Consider the following 16371-nt stretch of genomic DNA (forward strand, 5'->3'; position numbering starts at 1 on the left):
CGAACGGTTCCGATGCGGAGGAGAGCCTGACAGGGTTGGCTGTTCGTGTGCCCGAAGGGGCGCCGGAGAGGAATTCATGGCCGGAGAGCCCCCGCTGCTGCGGGTGAAGAACGCCGTCATCGAACCGCTGCCGCTAGCGGTCAGGTCGTGGCTCGTCCGCATCATCGCGCTGCTCGTCTTCGTCGCCGCCTGGTGGCTCGTGAGCGGACTGCGGCTGATCGACGAGACCTTCCTGCCCACGCCGAAGGCCGTGTGGGACGCCGCGGTGCGCGCCAGCACCTGGCACCAGGTGGCGCCCGGTGTACCGCGCGAGGTTCTCGGCGAGCAGAACTACTTCCTCTGGGAGCACCTGGTCGCGAGCCTGCAGCGGATCTTCGCCGGCGTCGGCGCCGCGATCATCGTGGGCCCTCTCCTCGGCTTCGCCATGGGCACGTCGAAGACGATCAACACGATCATCGAGCCCTACCTGAACTTCCTGCGCGCACTGCCGCCCTTGGGCTACATCGGCCTGCTCATCGTGTGGTTCGGCATCGGCGATACGTCGAAGATCTGGCTGCTCTTCCTGGCCGCCTTCCCGGCGATCGCGATCTCCACCGTCAACGGCGTGCAGGGCGTGAGCGTGGACCAGATCAACGCCGCCCGCGCACTCGGCGCGAACCGGCTGCAGACCATCCGCGGCGTCATCGTCCCGGCCACGCTGCCCGAGGTGATCAACGGCATTCGCATCGCCGTCGGCTTCGCGTGGACCACGGTGGTCGCGGCCGAGCTCAACAACGGCATCCCCGGCATCGGCGGCCTCGCCTACCTCGCCGGCCAGCAGCTCAACACCCCGCTGACCATCGCCTGCATCATCGTCATCGGTGTCACCGCGCTGCTGCTGGACTCGCTCATCAAGTGGATCGGCCTGCTGGCCGTTCCGTGGAAGGGGAAGGCATGAACCGCGCGCTGGCACGCCTGACCGCCCTGGTCACCGTCGGCCTCCTGGCCTCCGGCTGCATCGTCGAATCCGGCCGGGCCGAGCAGTCCCGCTCCATCGGAGGCACGACGGCGTGCCCCGTCGACCCGGACCCGACGGTGCGCGGCACCGTCCGGATCGGCTGGCAGGAGATTCCGAACGGCGACCTCGTCGTCAAGGACACCGGCCTGCTCAAGACCTGCCTGCCCAACGTGAACGTCGTGTGGAGCAAGTTCGCCTCCGGCGGCGACGTGATCCAGGCCTTCGGGGCGAACAGCCTCGACGTGGGCCTACTCGGCAGCGCGCCCGCGGCGAAGGCGCTCAGCGCGCCGCTGAACATCGACATGAAGGTGATCTGGATCCAGGACCGGATCGGCGCCGCCGAATCGCTGGTCGCGCGCGGCGACGGGACCAAGTCCGTCGCCGACCTCAAGGGCAAGCGCATCGCGGTGCCCTTCGCGTCGACGGCGCACTACAGCCTCCTGACGGCCCTCGCCAAGGCGGGCGTCACCGACGCGCAGGTGATCAACCTGGCCCCCGACGCCATCCGTGGTGCCTGGGGCGGCGGGCAGATCGACGCCACCTACATCTGGGAGCCCACCCTGAGCCAGCTCAAGGGCACGGTGCTCACCACCAGCGCCCAGGTCGCGGAGCAGGGTGCCTCCACCTACGACCTCGAGGGCGCTCGCAGTGACTTCGTGCGCGAGAACCCGGCCTTCCTCAAGGCCTGGACCGCGGCGCAGGGCTGGGCGGCGAACCTGCTCAACACCGATCCGAACAAGGCCGCCGAGCACATCGCCGGCCAACTCGGTGTGCCGCTGGACCAGGTGCTCACGCAGATCAAGGGCTACGCGTACTTCGACGCGAAGACCCAGGCCGGCCCCGACCACCTCGGCGGGCAACTCGGCGCCGACCTCCGCAAGACCGCGGAATTCCTGCTCCAGCAGGGACAGGTCCAGGGCGTGGGTCCGGCTCAGCACTACACCGACGGTGTGTACGGAGAGGCAGCGAAATGAGCGGCACCGAACGGGTCGAGCTGACGGGCGTCGGCAAGACCTACGACACGGCCAGCGGGCAGACGATCGCCCTGCAACCCACGGACCTGACGATCGAGCCGGGGGAGTTCGTCTCCATCGTCGGGCCGTCCGGCTGCGGCAAGACGACCCTGCTCCGGCTGATCGCCGGCTTCGAGGATCCCACCGAGGGCGTCGTCGAGGTGGGCGGCGCGCGCGTGAGCGCACCGTCGGCCGATCGGGGCGTGGTCTTCCAGGCACCCACGCTCTACCCCTGGCTGACGGTGCGCGGCAACGTCGAATTCGGGCCCAAGGTGAGTGGCGTGGGTAAGGCCGAGCGGCGTGAGCAGGCGCAGAAGCTGCTCGACCTCGTGGGCCTCGGCGACTTCGGTGACAAGCGGCCGTACGAGCTCTCGGGCGGTATGCAGCAGCGCGCGCAGATCGCCCGTGTCCTGGTCAACGACCCCGCGATCGTGCTCATGGACGAGCCCTACGGCGCGCTCGACGCCCTGACCCGTGAGCGGTTGCAGGTGGACCTTCTCAAGATCTGGCGCGAGGCCGGGAAGACGATCGTCTTCATCACCCACTCGGTGGAGGAGGCGGTGTTCCTGAGCACCCGTGTGCTGGTGATGAGCGCCCGTCCGGGGCGTGTGGTGATCGACCGCAAGGTCGAGCTGCCGGGCGACGGGCCGGACACGGTGCGCGCACCGTCGGTCACGGCGACTCCCGAGTTCCAGGCGCTGCGCACCGAGCTGGCGGAGGCGATCTACGCAGCCCACGGCTGAACCTCAGCGGGAGCACAGGTCGTGCGGCGTAGTCTTGCTGCCGTGGTGAGTGCCCCCAAACTGCCCGTGTCGCTGCCGACCGGGCCGGCCCGCAAGCTCTTCTCGCCGGCCTATGCGCTCTACGAGCGAAGGCTGGTGGGTGAGCTCACCTCCGCCTACCGCGACGGCGCCCAGCGCCCGCGGCACGTGGCCGTGCTCTGCGACGGCAACCGGCGCTGGGCGCGGGCCGCCGGTTTCAGCGACGTGAGCCACGGCTACCGCATGGGCGCGAAGAAGATCGCCGAGATGCTCGAGTGGTGCGACGAGGCGGGCATCGAGCTCGCCACGATCTACCTGCTCTCCACCGAGAACCTGCAGCGCGACCCCGACGAGCTCGCGGCGCTGCTCGAGATCATCACCGACGTCGTCGAGGAGATCTCCGGGCCGGACAAGAACTGGTCCGTGAAGATCGTGGGCGCGATGGACCTGCTCCCGCCCGACGCCGCGCGCCGGCTCACCGCCGCCGCCGAGGGGACGAAGGGCCGCACCGGCACGCACGTGAACGTCGCGGTCGGCTACGGCGGCCGCAAGGAGATCGTCGACGCCGTGCAGTCGCTGCTGCGCAGCGAGCTCGACGAGGGGATGTCGGGTCAGGAACTCGTCGACGCGGTGACCGTCGAGGGCATCGACCAACACCTCTACACCAAGGGCCAACCCGACCCCGACCTGGTGATCCGCACGTCGGGCGAGCAGCGGCTCTCCGGATTCCTGCTGTGGCAGAGCGCGTACAGCGAGATCTGGTTCACGGAGGCCTACTGGCCCGAGTTCCGCCGCGTCGACTTCCTGCGGGCGCTACGCGACTACGCCGCACGGCACCGTCGTTTCGGGGCCTGACTCCGCGTCACCTGCGCGTATCGACCGCATGAGCGTCGATCGCAGATTCCCTATCACCGAACTCTGGTGACGCGCGCCACACGCTGTTACGATTCGGCTATCAGTCGTATCAGGGAGGTCGGGATGACGGAACTCGTGGAACACAGGCCACCGGCCGCACCGGAGCGGTACGGGCCCGCATCGCCGTTCATCGATCCGCTCGGGATCAGCGGTACCGTCGCCGGGCAGTGGGCGTTCCTCCCGATCAACGGCGCGGCCTTCGTGATGCAGCTGATGCATCCGGTGATCGGCGACATCGTCGGGGAGTTCAGCGTCGCCTACACCGATCCGGTGGGCCGCGCCGTCCGCTCGATGGACTCGGTGCAGCGCTGGTACTTCGGGGAGGATGCGGCGATCGAGGAGGGCTACCGGCTGCGCGCCCAACACCGGCCCCTGCAGATGCGCAACGCCGAGGGGAAGCACATCAGCGCCCTGGACCCGGAGGCGTACGCGTGGGTGATCGGCACCGGCGTCATGACCGGGCTCGACTCGCTGCCGCGCTCCCTGGGGCGGCGCCTCACCGCCGCGGAGATCGACGAGCTCTTCGCCGACTCGAAGAAGATCGCCGACATCGTCCAGGTGCCGGAGGGTCGGATCCCGTGGGAGCCCGTCGCCTTCGAACGGTACGTCGACGAGATGCTCCCGAAGCTGATCGCGCATCCGGGCGCGGTGCGCTTCCTGGACGACTTCGCGCACGGAACCCCGCCGCTGCCACCTGAGGCGGGTCCCTTCCTGCGGGCCATCGAGCCGCTGCTCAAGCCCGCCGGGATGACGGTCAACCGGGCGGTCTACCTGCTCACCGTCGGGGTACTGCGGCCCGAGGTCCGTGAGATCCTGGGCGTGAGCTGGAACCGTCGTGAGGAGATGAGCTACCGCGCCGCGACCGCAGCTATCCGGCACGCCTACAAGGTGATTCCCGAGCGTGTGGGCTACACGCCGCTCGCCTACTACGCCCGCGGCAAGGCCCGGGCGCTGCGCGCCATGAAGCAGCGCGACCTGCCGGACTTCACCGCCTACCAGCGCGAGCGCACTCCCGAACAGCTCGCGCAGGCGCCCGCCGCGCGGTGTCCGTTCGGCTGAGCACGTCTACGGGGAAAGGAACTGTCGCACAGTGCCGGCGAACGCCACTGGCGCCTCGACATTGGACAGGTGGGTGACGGGGAGAGCGACCACGTGCGCGTCCGGCGCGGTGTGAGCGATGAGTTCTCCATGCTCTGGCAGACAGACGGTGTCGTGTTCGCCGACGACAACGAGGGTCGGGGATTCGATGAGTCTGACCGTACGCCGCATGTCGAAGTCGCGGACCGCGGCGAGGCAGCCGGCGAGCCCAGTCCGGCTCATGTGCGTGATCGTGTCGCGGAACGGCCCGACGATCGTCTCGTCGGCGAGAAACTTCGGCGGGAACCAGTTCCGGAGAAACCGGTCCGCCGTATCCGCGAGGTCTTCGCCCCCGAGGAGGTCAGTGATCCGGGTGTTCCATTGGTCCGCGGGTCCCAGGTATGCGGAGGTATTCGCAAGGATCAGGCGATCGACGCGGTCAGGGGCGTGCACCGCGAGCCACTGGCCGATCATCCCGCCGAGGGACAGACCGCAGACGTGAGCGCGGTCGATGTGCAGATCGTCCAACAGCTCGATGACGTCCCTACCGAGGCGTGCCATCGAGTACGCGCCCGGAGGAGCGTCCGATCCCCCGTGCCCCCGGGTGTCGTAGCGCAGTACGCGGAATTCGGCTGTCAGCACCGGGACGATCGAGTCCCACATCGCAGATGTGGTGGCGATCGAGTTCGACAGCACCAGGACCGGAGCGTCGATCGGACCTTCGAGGCGGTATTCCAGGCGGGTGCCGTCGCCGACAGCGGCGATTGAAGTCATGGGTGGTCCCTTTCGTGGGCTGATGCTCTGGCCGACGTACCGTAGGGCGTGACACTGATGTGAGGTTCAAGGGAGCGCAGGGTGAAGATCGGCGAACTCTCTCGACGAACGGCCGTCAGCGTTCGATCGCTGCGGTACTACGAGGAGCAGGGGCTCCTGTCGCCGTCGCGGACACCGGGCGGACATCGCGACTATCCCGACTCGGCGGTCGACCGTGTGATCCTCGTGCAGCAGCTGTTCGCTGCAGGGCTGCACAGCCCGAGGATCGTGCAGTTGCTGCCCTGCATGCACGCACCGGAGGGGGACCCAATGAGCGGGCGACCGCTAAGCTCGCGGATCAGCTCACGGCAGAGCGTGATCGAATCGACATCGCGATCACCGACCTCATGAGGTCTCGTGAACTCCTCGACGAGATCATCGGCGCTGCCGTCGAGTCGGATCAGGACACGATCGGGACGAGGGCGGCGCGGGCGTAGGCGCGGGCAGCATCCTCGTCGGCCGGGTCGAACGGCGGTGGAGCGACCGTGAAGCACGCGGTGGTCAGCCGGACGATCGCATCGGCGCGATAGGCGGTGTCGCCGGGCGATGCGTTCCCGGCGGCCTGGTCGTGCTCGAGGATCGCGGAGACGAACCGCACGCCGTGCCCGACGGGGTCCAGCCGCTCGTCGGCGAACAGCGCCGCGCGTTCGTCGGGGGACGACGAGGGCAGCATCGTCCGGCCGGCGCGGCAGCACAGCACGAAGATCTCCTCGACCCGCTCCGCGACGTCCGGTGTGGTCGCTACGACCTCCGCCGTCTGCTCGAACAGGTGAGACAGTGACCATGCCAGCGCCGCCGCGAGGATCTCGTCCTTCGACCCGAACCGCCGGAACAGCGTCATCCGGCTCATGCCCGCCTCGGCAGCGATCGCGTCGACGGTGGCGTGCCGCGTGCCCGCACGGGACAGCACCGCGAGCGCCGCGCGGTAGACGCCCGCATCCGCCGCGCTGACGTTCATCTGTGCACCGGCCTGCAGCAGCAGGTCGGGCAATGAGGCGCCGGGCCGGGTCATGAGGGGATCGTAGGCGCGGGCTCAGAGCTTGCGCAGGCGCACTCGGTTGATGGAGTGATCGGAGTCCTTGCGCAGCACCAGTGTCGCGCGCGGGCGGGTGGGCAGGATGTTCTGCACCAGGTTGGGGCGGTTGATGCCCGCCCAGATGCCCTCGGCGCGATCGCGCGCCTCGACGTCGGAGAGCCCGGCGTAGTGATGGAAGTGCGAGGACGGATCCGCGAACGAGGTGGTCCGCATGGACAGGAACCGGTCGACGTACCAGCGCTCGATGTCCTCGATCCGCGCGTCCACGTACACCGAGAAGTCGAACAGGTCGGAGACCATGAGTCGCGGCCCGGTCTGCAGCACGTTGAGGCCCTCGACGATGAGGATGTCCGGCCGCCGCACGTGGATGAACTCCCCGGGCACGATGTCGTAGAGCTGGTGCGAGTACATCGGCGCGGTAGCGTCCTCGGCGCCCGACTTCACCGCCGTCACGAAGCGCAGCAGCGCGCGCCGGTCGTAGGACTCGGGGAAGCCCTTGCGGTGCATGATGCCCCGGCGTTCCAGCTCCGCTGTCGGGTGCAGGAAACCGTCGGTGGTCACCAGGTCCACGCGGGGGTGCGAATCCCACCGCGCGAGCAGGGCCTGCAGCACGCGGGCCGTCGTCGACTTGCCGACCGCGACCGAGCCGGCCACGCCGATCACGAAGGGCACCTGCGCGTTGTGCCGCTGCTCACCCAGGAAGGTCGCGGTGGCCGCGTACAGCCGCTGCCGGGCCGCCACCTGGAGGTGGATCAGACGGGAGACGGGCAGGTACACCTCGGCCACCTCGGCCAGGTCGATCTGCTCACCCAGGCCGCGGAGATCGGACAGGTCCTCCTCGGTCAGCGACAGGGGAGTGGACTGCCGGAGCTCGCGCCACTGAGCGCGGTCGAGCTCGATGTACGGGCTCGGTTCGCTCACCGGACGAGGCACCCCGCGTCAGACATGCCCTCTAGTCTGGCACGCATGGAGGAGACGAGCGTCACCGACCGTTACCTGCGGCTCGGCCTGCGGTTCGACCGCATCGAATCCGGATTCGTCGACGCGTACTTCGGGGACCCGGCGCACCGTCGGGCCGTGGAGGCCGAGGACGCGCCCGAACCGGCCCGGCTCGCCGCGGAGGCCCGGGCGCTGCTGCGGGACGTCGCGGCGGACACCGGGCTCACGCCCGCGCGGCGCGAGTTCTTGGCCGGACACGTCGCCGCGCTCGAGTGCTCGGCCCGCAAGTTCGACGGCGCGCCGATCGGCTTCGTCGACGAGGTGAAGGCCTACTTCGACGTGGACATCGCCATGGGCGAGACCACCGACTACGAGGAGGCGCACGCGGCACTCGACGGCCTGCTGCCGGGCACGGGCCCGCTGCAGCCCCGGATGCAGGCGCAGCGCGAGCGCTTCCAGGTGCCCGCCGAACGGGTGCCGGAGGTGGTCGACGCGCTGGCGGGTGCGCTGCGCGACGTCGTGCGCGAGCGCTACCCGCTGCCCGAGGCCGAGACGGTGGCCTTCGAGATCGAGCACGACAAGCCCTGGTCGGGCTTCAACTACTACCTCGGCGACTACCGCTCGCGGGTGGCGGTGAACGGTGACCTGCCGCAGTACCTCTCGTCGCTGCCGCACCTCATCGCGCACGAGGCCTACCCGGGGCACCACACCGAGCACTGCCGCAAGGAGCAACTCCTCGTCGCGGGGGAGCAGCAGGCGGAGCAAACGATCTTCCTGGTGAACACGCCGCAGTGCCTCATGGCGGAGGGCCTGGCCGACCACGCGCTGGGCGCCGCGATCGGGCCCGGGTGGGGCCGTTGGGCGCAGGAGATCTACGCCGACCTGGGACTGTCCTTCGACGGCGAGCTCGCGGAGCGGATCGCGACGGCCTCGTCGGGCCTGCTGCACGTGCGGCAGGACGCGGCGCTGCTGCTGCACGACCGGCACGCGAGCGAGGACGACGTGGCCGCGTACCTGCAGCGCTGGGGCCTGATGGCCGAGCGCAGCGCGCGGCAGTCACTGCGCTTCGTCGGCTCGCCGCTGTGGCGCGCGTACATCTCCACCTACGTCGAGGGCTACGCGCTGCTCGGGCAGTGGCTCGATCGGGCGAAGTCCGGGGCCGCCCGGCTGGACCGGTTCGGCAGGCTCCTCGACGAGCCCCTCACCCCGTCTGCGCTGCGGCGGGAGCTCGCAGCTTAGGATGAGCGCATGAGCGATTCCAGCGTGAACTCCGCGTCCCTGGCCGAACTCGATCCCGAGGTCGCGGCCGCCATGAACGGCGAGCTCGCGCGGCAGCGCGACACGCTGGAGATGATCGCCTCGGAGAACTTCGTCCCGCGTGCCGTGCTGCAGGCACAGGGTTCCGTGCTCACCAACAAGTACGCCGAGGGCTACCCCGGGCGCCGCTACTACGGCGGCTGCGAGTACGTCGACGTGGTCGAGGACCTGGCGCGCAATCGCGCCAAGGAGCTGTTCGGCGCCGAGTTCGCCAATGTCCAGCCGCACTCCGGCGCGCAGGCCAACGCCGCGGTGCTGCAGGCGCTGATGGAGCCGGGCGAGACCCTCATGGGCCTCGACCTCGCGCACGGCGGCCATCTCACGCACGGCATGCGCCTGAACTTCTCCGGCAAGCTCTACGAGAACGTCTTCTACGGCGTCTCCAAGGAGGACCACCGGGTGGACATGGACGAGGTGCGCAAGATCGCCCTCGACTCCAAGCCGAAGGTGATCGTCGCCGGCTGGTCCGCCTACCCGCGCCACCTCGACTTCGCCGCCTTCCGCTCCATCGCCGACGAGGTGGGCGCCCACCTGTGGGTCGACATGGCGCACTTCGCCGGCCTCGTCGCCGCGGGCCTGCATCCGAGCCCCGTCCCGCACGCCGACGTCGTCAGCTCCACCGTGCACAAGACCCTGGGCGGCCCCCGCTCCGGCATCATCCTGGCCAAGCAGGAGTGGGCCAAGAAGCTCAACTCCGCCGTCTTCCCCGGCCAGCAGGGCGGCCCCCTCATGCACGTGATCGCCGCCAAGGCCGTCGCGCTCAAGGTCGCGGGCACGGAGGAGTTCCGCGAGAAGCAGCAGCGCACGCTCGACGGTGCGCGCATCCTGGCGGAGCGCCTGAACGGCAAGGACGTGGCCGACGCCGGCGTCACCGTGCTCACCGGCGGCACCGACGTGCATCTGGTCCTCGTCGACCTGCGCAACAGCGACCTCGACGGCCAGCAGGCCGAGGACCTCCTCCACGAGGTCGGCATCACCGTCAACCGCAACGCCGTGCCCTTCGACCCGCGCCCGCCGATGGTCACCTCCGGCCTGCGCATCGGCACCGCAGCGCTCGCCAGCCGCGGTTTCGGTGAGAAGGAGTTCACCGAGGTGGCCGACATCATCGGCACCGCGCTCGCCCAGGGCAAGGCGGCCGATACCGCCGCGCTGCGCGCCCGCGTCTCGTCGCTCGCGCTCGAGGTGCCGCTGTACGAGGGCCTGGAGGACTGGGGCCTGCTGTCGAGGTGAACCCCGGTTCCGGGTTCGTCACGTCTCCGACCAGGGATTTGAGGCCGGGCGGCGGCTGCTTTAGAGTGACCGGGTGACTTCCAGCATCTCGGACGACCTGACGCTCGCCATCGACAAGGCGTTGCCGGACATCCGCGCGGCCTACGTCGAGGCCGGCGATGCGTGGCAGCCGCACGACTACGTCCCGTGGGACGACGGCCGCAACTACGCCTTCCTCGGCGGCGAGGACTTCGTGCCCTCCGACGTGAAGGTCGACGCAGTGGTCAGCAACGGCCTGATCCTGGGCCTGCTGACGAAGGATCACCTCCCGTCCTTCCACCGCCTGCTGGCGCAGCACCACCTCATCGACTCGGACTGGGGCAAGTTCGTCGGCCACTGGACCGCGGAGGAGAACCGCCACGGCATCGCCCTGCGCGACCACGTCGTGGTCAGCCGCACGTGCGACGTCGAGCAGCTGGAGATGTGGCGTCTGGAGGCCGTGACCCGCGGCTACCGCCAGTACGAGGGCACCCGCGAGGAGATCCAGGTCGCGGAGCAGATCGCCATGGTGATCGTGCACGAGGCGCTCTCGGCCGACTACTTCGATCGCCTCGCCGACTACGCCGAGAAGGCCGACGGCACCCCGGCGGGCCTCGTCACCACGCTGCGCAAGGTCGCGAACGACGACCGCACCCAGCAGCGCTTCTGGACCGAGCTGCTCACCGTCGCGCTCGACGTCAACGAGGGCCACGTCAAGGACGCCCTGCTGGGCCAGGCGCGCCTCGCGTCGCCCATCGGCGCCGAGACCGCGGACGGCCTCGACGAGGCTCGCCGCATCGTCACCGAGGCCGGCATCAGCACGCCCGAGCGGGATCGCGAGATCCTGAACGGCCTGCTCGCCACCTGGGGCCTGGAGCTGTAACAACGGGGTACCGACCCGTAACGAACTGTTCACGAACGCGCCGCGCAGCCTCCGGGCCGCGCGGCGCGTTCGGCGTTAGTTTGGCGGTGACGGATTGCGGGGAAGCAGTTCGTCCCGGGAGGTTCCAACCGTGACTGGATATCCAGTTTCCACGAGAGGGCCGGCCCCGGTCCTCGCCGTACGGGCGTAAGAACAACGCACCGTCGGCGCTTGGAACCGGCCGGCCGCAGCTACACGCTTGCGTGGGCGCCGCGCAGGCTAGGAGCGTCACCGTGTCTTTCCGTGAGACCCCCCGCACGTACGTGCTCGACACCTCCGTCCTGCTGTCCGATCCCTGGGCCATCACCCGCTTCGCCGAGCACGACGTCGTGCTCCCGCTCGTGGTGATCAGCGAACTCGAGGGCAAACGTCACCACGCCGAACTCGGCTGGTTCGCCCGCGAATCGCTGCGCATGCTCGACGACATGCGACTCGAGCACGGCCGCCTCGACCAGCCGATCCCCACGCCGGGCGGAGGCACGGTGCAGGTGGAGCTCAATCACATCGATCCGTCCGTGCTGCCGGTCGGCTTCCGCACCGAGACCAACGACTCCCGCATCCTCGCCTGCGCGTTGAACCTGCGTGCCGAGGGTCGCGACGTGGTGCTGGTGTCGAAGGACATCCCGCTGCGGGTCAAGGCCGGCGCGGTGGGTCTGCCCGCCGACGAGTACCGGGCGCAGGACGTGGTGACCTCCGGGTGGACGGGCATGGAGGAGCTCGAGGTCTCCCGCGAGGTCATCGACGCGCTCTTCGCGGGCGGCGTCGTGGATCACGACGCGGCACGCGACCTGCCGTGCAACACCGGCGTCCGGCTCCTGGGCGGCACGTCCAGCGCGTTGGGCCGGGTGACCGCGGAGAAGCAGCTCCAGCTCGTGCGCGGCGATCGTGAGGCCTTCGGACTGCACGGCCGCAGTGCCGAGCAGCGCGTCGCACTCGATCTGCTGCTCGACGAGTCGGTGGGCATCGTCTCCCTCGGCGGCAAGGCCGGCACCGGCAAGTCGGCCCTGGCCCTGTGCGCCGGGCTGGAGGCGGTGCTGGAGAAGCGCACGCAGCGCAAGGTCGTCGTCTTCCGCCCGCTGTACGCCGTCGGCGGCCAGGACCTCGGCTACCTCCCGGGCTCCGAGAACGAGAAGATGGGGCCGTGGGCGCAGGCCGTCTACGACACCCTGGACGGGCTCGCCTCGCCCGAGGTGATGGACGAGGTGATGTCGCGCGGCATGCTGGAGGTGCTGCCGCTCACGCACATCCGTGGACGGTCGCTGCACGACTCCTTCGTCATCGTCGACGAGGCGCAGTCCCTCGAGCGCAACGTGCTGCTGACGGTGCTCTCGCGCCTCGGCTCCGGTTCGCGGGTGGTGCTCACGCACGACGTCGCTCAGCGCGACAACCTGCGGGTAGGGCGGCACGACGGCGTTGCAGCGGTGATCGAGAAGCTCAAGGGCCACCCGCTGTTCGCGCACGTCACGCTCACGCGATCCGAGCGCTCGCCCATCGCGGCGCTGGTCACCGAGATGCTGGAGGAGTTCGCCCCCGGCGCGTGACCCGGTCGAAGATCGGTCGGCTACGACGCCGGGGATCCCGAGGGGTTCTCGACGGGACGCAGGAAGCAGCGCGCCAGGTCGAGGCGCTCGGCGTCGTAGCCCGCCCATTTCTGCGCCGGTACGTCCTGGTGCCCGACCTCCCGGAATCCCCGTCGGACGAAGAAGTCCGCGGCACTGTCGCTGACGGTCACGGCGAAGACGTGCGCGAGCCCGCGGGACCTGGCGAGCTCGAACAGTCCGTCGATCAGCAGGCTTCCGGCGCCGAGCCCGGAGAACTCGGCGACGGTGATCAGGCCCGAGACCTCCGCGTACCCGGTGCCGGCGTACCGGTCCGTCTCGAGTCCCACCACGCCCGCGAGGTGTCCGGTGCGGAACACCCGGGCGCCGAGGCCGCCGGCCGCCATCCTGGCGATCTCGGCGCGGCTGCGCGGCTTGAGGATCCCGTCGCGGACGCCCTGGGTCACCAGGGACTCGATGCGCGCGAAATCGTCGACCTGGAGCGGTGTCACGTGCAGGTACCGGCCGTGCGTGAGCACCGTGCCGCGCCCGTCGAAAGTGAGGAGCTCGTAGTCGAGGTCCTCGGCGCGGCAGAGGTTCACGCTGTACGCCCCGCCCACGAGGGCGGCCTGCGCGGCGGGCGCGTAATCGTCGAGTCCGCGCGCGGCCAAGTGGGCCGCGAGGCCCTCACCGTGCAGGTCGATGTCGGCGTAACTGCGCGGTGGGGTGCCCCATCCGCCGCCGGGGTCGGTGAGCACCATCTTCGACGCGCGGACACTCGTCGAAACGGCGCCGGCGGTGTGGGCGAGGGCGGCGGGGTCCACGCCCACGACGACCCGCTTCTCGTCGGTCACCGCGAGCCAGAGTTCGGCGACGAAGTCGTCGTTCCAGGTGGGAGCCCCGCTCACCGCTCGTCCACCGATCGCGGTGGCGGTCAGGTCGGCCTGATCGGCCGGCACGACGAAGACGAAGCGCGTATCGCCTCCGTTGAAGGCGTCGACGGTGCGGCCGGCGGCCGACAGCGTCGCGGGGTCGACCTGCGGGAGTGCGACCACGATCGTGATCCCGCGGAACTCCTCGACGAAGAACTCGCGCTCGGGGAGCGGCACGCCCTCGCCGACGGAGGACTCGGTCGCGCGCCGACGGGATGTCGGCAGTGTCGGCGGCGCCTGCCGTGCGGCCACCTGAGGGACTTCGGTCACGTTTGTCCAGGGTACTGGACCTCGAGGGACGTCGTCGTGGTGTCTCGCGGTGCGCGGTCCGGCGCGCCGCCCCAGCGATCGCGCACCGTCGGACTCGGGTCGCCGCAGGTAGGGCAGCCTAACCCGGACCGGCGATACGTCGGGGAATACCCTCGAAGGGTGACTTCGAACAGCCCCGAATTCATCTATTCCGACCTGCTGCCCATCGGTCCTGATTCGACGCCGTACCGGCTCATCACGACCGAGGGCGTCGAGACCTTCGAGGTCGACGGGCAGAAGTTCCTCAAGGTCGCGCCGGAGGCGCTGCAGAAGCTGACCGCGGAGGCGATGCACGACATCAGCCACTACCTGCGGCCCGCGCACCTGCAGCAGCTGCGCAAGATCATCGACGACCCCGAGGCGTCGGGCAACGACCGCTTCGTGGCGCTCGATCTGCTCAAGAACGTCAACATCTCCGCCGGTGGCGTGCTGCCGATGTGCCAGGACACCGGCACCGCGATCGTCATGGGCAAGAAGTCCGAGGGCGTGCTGACGGGCGTGGACGACGGGGAGTGGGTCTCCCGCGGCGTCTTCGACGCGTACACCAAGCTCAATCTGCGCTACTCGCAGAACGCGCCGATCACCATGTACGAGGAGAAGAACACCGGCACCAACCTGCCGGCCCAGGTGGAGATCTACGCCACCGAGCAGGGGCCGAAGGGGCCGGAGTACAAGTTCCTCTTCATGGCGAAGGGCGGCGGCTCGGCCAACAAGTCCTTCCTGTTCCAGGAGACGAAGGCGATCCTCAACCCGGATCGGATCCTGAAGTTCCTCGACGAGAAGATCCGCTCGCTGGGCACCGCGGCCTGCCCGCCGTACCACCTCGCGATCGTCATCGGCGGCACCTCCGCCGAGTTCGCGCTCAAGACCGCGAAGTACGCCTCGGCGCACTACCTGGACGAGCTCCCCGAGACGGGCTCCATCGCCGCGCACGGCTTCCGCGACAAGGAGCTGGAGGAGAAGGTCTTCGAGCTGACCCAGTCGTTCGGGATCGGCGCGCAGTTCGGCGGCAAGTACTTCTGCCACGACGTGCGTGTGGTGCGCCTGCCCCGGCACGGCGCCTCGCTGCCCGTCGCGATCGCGGTGTCCTGCTCGGCGGACCGCCAGGCGCTGGGCAAGATCACGGCCGACGGTGTCTTCCTCGAGCAGCTCGAGACCGATCCCGCGCAGTACATGCCGGACGCCGGCGTGGCGGAGGACATCGAGGGCGGCGCGGTCGTCGAGATCGACCTGAACCGGCCGATGCCCGAGATCCTCGCCGAGCTCTCGAAGTACCCGGTGAAGACGCGGCTGTCGCTGACCGGCCCGCTGGTGGTCGCCCGCGACATCGCGCACGCCAAGATCAAGGACCTGCTGGACTCGGGTCAGCCGATGCCGCAGTACCTCAAGGACCACCCGGTGTACTACGCCGGTCCCGCGAAGACGCCGGAGGGCATGGCGTCCGGCTCCTTCGGCCCCACCACGGCGGGCCGCATGGACAGCTACGTCGACCAGTTCCAGGCCGCCGGCGGCTCGATGATCATGCTGGCCAAGGGGAACCGCTCCAAGCAGGTCACGCAGGCCTGCAATGAGCACGGCGGCTTCTACCTCGGCTCCATCGGCGGCCCCGCGGCGCGCCTGGCGCTCGACTGCATCAAGTCGCAGGAAGTCATCGAGTACCCCGAGCTCGGCATGGAGGCCGTGTGGAAGATCGAGGTCGAGAACTTCCCCGCCTTCATCGTGGTCGACGACAAGGGCAACGACTTCTTCACCGACCCGTCGGGTGAGGTCTCCCTGCCGCTCAGCGGCATCCGGGTGCGATCGAAGGAGCGGTAGCCCTTCCCGCTGCTGCCTGTGGATGAAGCGCTCGGGTGAGCGCCCCGTGCGGCCTACAGTCGCGACATGGCTGCTGCAGCACGCCACTCGTCGAGCGACACGAGATCGCGACGATGAGTCGCGCCGGGTCCGGGCGTCAGGCCGGGCGGAGGACGGTGACGGCGAAGTCGGCACCGTCGTGCCAGGGCTTGACATCCCAGGTCGCCAGGCGCAGATCGGTCCGCAGCCCGGCCTCGGCGGCGTGGACGTCCAGCTGTTCCGGCGTGAGACCGCGGTTCGTGTGGAAGCCGACGATCGCGAATCCCTCCGGCGTCAAGTGCTTCCGGAAGTTGGCGAGCACCGTCGTCTCCGTGCCCTCGGCGACGAAGACCAGCACATTGCCCGCGCAGACGATGGCATCGAAGGCGCCGTCCAGGTCCAGCTCGGCGAGGTCCTGCACGAGCCACCTCGGGCCGGGGTGGTCCGCTTCCGCGGCCGCGATGAGCACCGGATCGACGTCCACGCCGGTCACGTCGTGGCCCACCGAATGCAGGTAGCCGCCGATTCTCCCCGGCCCGCAGCCCGCGTCGAGGATTCGCGCGTTCCGGCCCACCATCGCGTCCACGAGCCTGGCCTCACCGACCAGATCCGCGCCCTCTCGGGCCATGGTGCGGAACCGCTCGACGTACCACTCGCTGTGGCCTTCCTTGGTGTCCGTGAACCAGCGCGGCGTGCTCATGTCTCCACGCTACTGACCGAC

The 16371-nt window shown here is 69.6% G+C and carries 16 protein-coding genes; 11 read left to right on the forward strand and 5 right to left on the reverse strand.

Translation table 11 applies throughout. The annotated features are described in order from the left end of the window. Positions 1-76 precede the first annotated feature (76 nt). The 5 genes from FK268_RS15085 (at position 77) to FK268_RS15105 (ending at position 4745) form a co-directional block, all read left to right on the forward strand. On the forward strand, positions 77-937 hold the full coding sequence (locus FK268_RS15085) for an ABC transporter permease (protein WP_146435451.1): 861 nt from the start codon (positions 77-79) through the stop codon (positions 935-937). Continuing rightward, complete coding sequence (locus FK268_RS15090; RefSeq protein WP_146435453.1) at positions 934-1971, forward strand: taurine ABC transporter substrate-binding protein; 1038 nt, start codon at positions 934-936, stop codon at positions 1969-1971. Before FK268_RS15085 ends, FK268_RS15090 begins: the two co-directional genes overlap by 4 nt. Beyond that, positions 1968-2753: an ABC transporter ATP-binding protein gene (locus FK268_RS15095; protein ID WP_146435455.1), complete on the forward strand. Its 786-nt coding sequence runs from the start codon at positions 1968-1970 to the stop codon at positions 2751-2753. The genes FK268_RS15090 and FK268_RS15095 overlap by 4 nt, the downstream gene beginning before the upstream one ends. 72 nt (positions 2754-2825) lie before the next feature. Beyond that, positions 2826-3626, forward strand: coding sequence for an isoprenyl transferase (locus FK268_RS15100; protein ID WP_146435881.1), 801 nt, complete (start codon positions 2826-2828; stop codon positions 3624-3626). Positions 3627-3749: 123 nt separating this feature from the next. Then, positions 3750-4745, forward strand: a complete 996-nt coding sequence (locus tag FK268_RS15105; protein ID WP_146435457.1) for an oxygenase MpaB family protein — start codon at positions 3750-3752, stop codon at positions 4743-4745. Positions 4746-4751: 6 nt separating this feature from the next. Here the strand turns inward: FK268_RS15105 and FK268_RS15110 are convergent, their stop codons facing one another. Next, complete coding sequence (locus FK268_RS15110; RefSeq protein WP_146435459.1) at positions 4752-5537, reverse strand: alpha/beta fold hydrolase; 786 nt, start codon at positions 5535-5537, stop codon at positions 4752-4754. Between the two features lie 81 nt (positions 5538-5618). Here FK268_RS15110 and FK268_RS15115 point away from each other — a divergent pair, with 81 nt between their 5' ends. After that, positions 5619-5927, forward strand: coding sequence for a MerR family transcriptional regulator (locus FK268_RS15115; RefSeq protein WP_306461493.1), 309 nt, complete (start codon positions 5619-5621; stop codon positions 5925-5927). Positions 5928-5976: 49 nt separating this feature from the next. Here the strand turns inward: FK268_RS15115 and FK268_RS15120 are convergent, their stop codons facing one another. Together FK268_RS15120 and coaA are read right to left on the reverse strand one after the other, a co-directional pair. Further along, entirely contained in the window at positions 5977-6588 is a 612-nt protein-coding gene (locus tag FK268_RS15120) for a TetR/AcrR family transcriptional regulator (RefSeq protein WP_146435461.1), read from the reverse strand. A gap of 21 nt (positions 6589-6609) precedes the next feature. Further along, positions 6610-7545: a type I pantothenate kinase gene (gene coaA / locus FK268_RS15125; RefSeq protein WP_146435463.1), complete on the reverse strand. Its 936-nt coding sequence runs from the start codon at positions 7543-7545 to the stop codon at positions 6610-6612. A 33-nt stretch (positions 7546-7578) separates the two neighbouring features. On the opposite strand from coaA, the gene FK268_RS15130 reads away from it, so the two are divergent. The 4 genes from FK268_RS15130 (at position 7579) to phoH2 (ending at position 12579) form a co-directional block, all read left to right on the forward strand. Continuing rightward, positions 7579-8790 (forward strand): DUF885 domain-containing protein, encoded by a 1212-nt coding sequence (locus FK268_RS15130; RefSeq protein ID WP_146435464.1) that lies wholly within the window; start codon positions 7579-7581, stop codon positions 8788-8790. Positions 8791-8799: 9 nt separating this feature from the next. Beyond that, positions 8800-10098 carry a serine hydroxymethyltransferase gene (gene glyA / locus FK268_RS15135; RefSeq protein ID WP_146435466.1) on the forward strand — a complete coding sequence of 433 codons (1299 nt, stop codon included), beginning with the start codon at positions 8800-8802 and terminating at the stop codon, positions 10096-10098. 73 nt (positions 10099-10171) lie between these two features. Then, complete coding sequence (locus FK268_RS15140; RefSeq protein ID WP_146435468.1) at positions 10172-10999, forward strand: acyl-ACP desaturase; 828 nt, start codon at positions 10172-10174, stop codon at positions 10997-10999. Between the two features lie 302 nt (positions 11000-11301). Then, on the forward strand, positions 11302-12579 hold the full coding sequence (gene phoH2, locus FK268_RS15145; protein WP_146435884.1) for an RNA 5'-3' helicase PhoH2: 1278 nt from the start codon (positions 11302-11304) through the stop codon (positions 12577-12579). A 20-nt stretch (positions 12580-12599) separates the two neighbouring features. On the opposite strand, the gene FK268_RS15150 is transcribed toward phoH2, so the two are convergent. Further along, the gene (locus FK268_RS15150; RefSeq protein WP_231707095.1) at positions 12600-13778 is read right to left on the reverse strand and encodes a GNAT family N-acetyltransferase; all 1179 of its coding nucleotides are present in this window, start codon (positions 13776-13778) and stop codon (positions 12600-12602) included. A 159-nt stretch (positions 13779-13937) separates the two neighbouring features. Here FK268_RS15150 and FK268_RS15155 point away from each other — a divergent pair, with 159 nt between their 5' ends. Next, complete coding sequence (locus FK268_RS15155; RefSeq protein WP_146435470.1) at positions 13938-15632, forward strand: fumarate hydratase; 1695 nt, start codon at positions 13938-13940, stop codon at positions 15630-15632. 136 nt (positions 15633-15768) lie between these two features. On the opposite strand, the gene FK268_RS15160 is transcribed toward FK268_RS15155, so the two are convergent. Beyond that, the gene (locus tag FK268_RS15160) at positions 15769-16350 is read right to left on the reverse strand and encodes a class I SAM-dependent methyltransferase (RefSeq protein ID WP_146435472.1); all 582 of its coding nucleotides are present in this window, start codon (positions 16348-16350) and stop codon (positions 15769-15771) included. Positions 16351-16371 lie beyond the last annotated feature (21 nt).

The sequence above is a fragment of the Tsukamurella sputi genome (genome assembly GCF_007858445.1).
GTDB lineage: Bacteria > Actinomycetota > Actinomycetes > Mycobacteriales > Mycobacteriaceae > Tsukamurella > Tsukamurella sputi.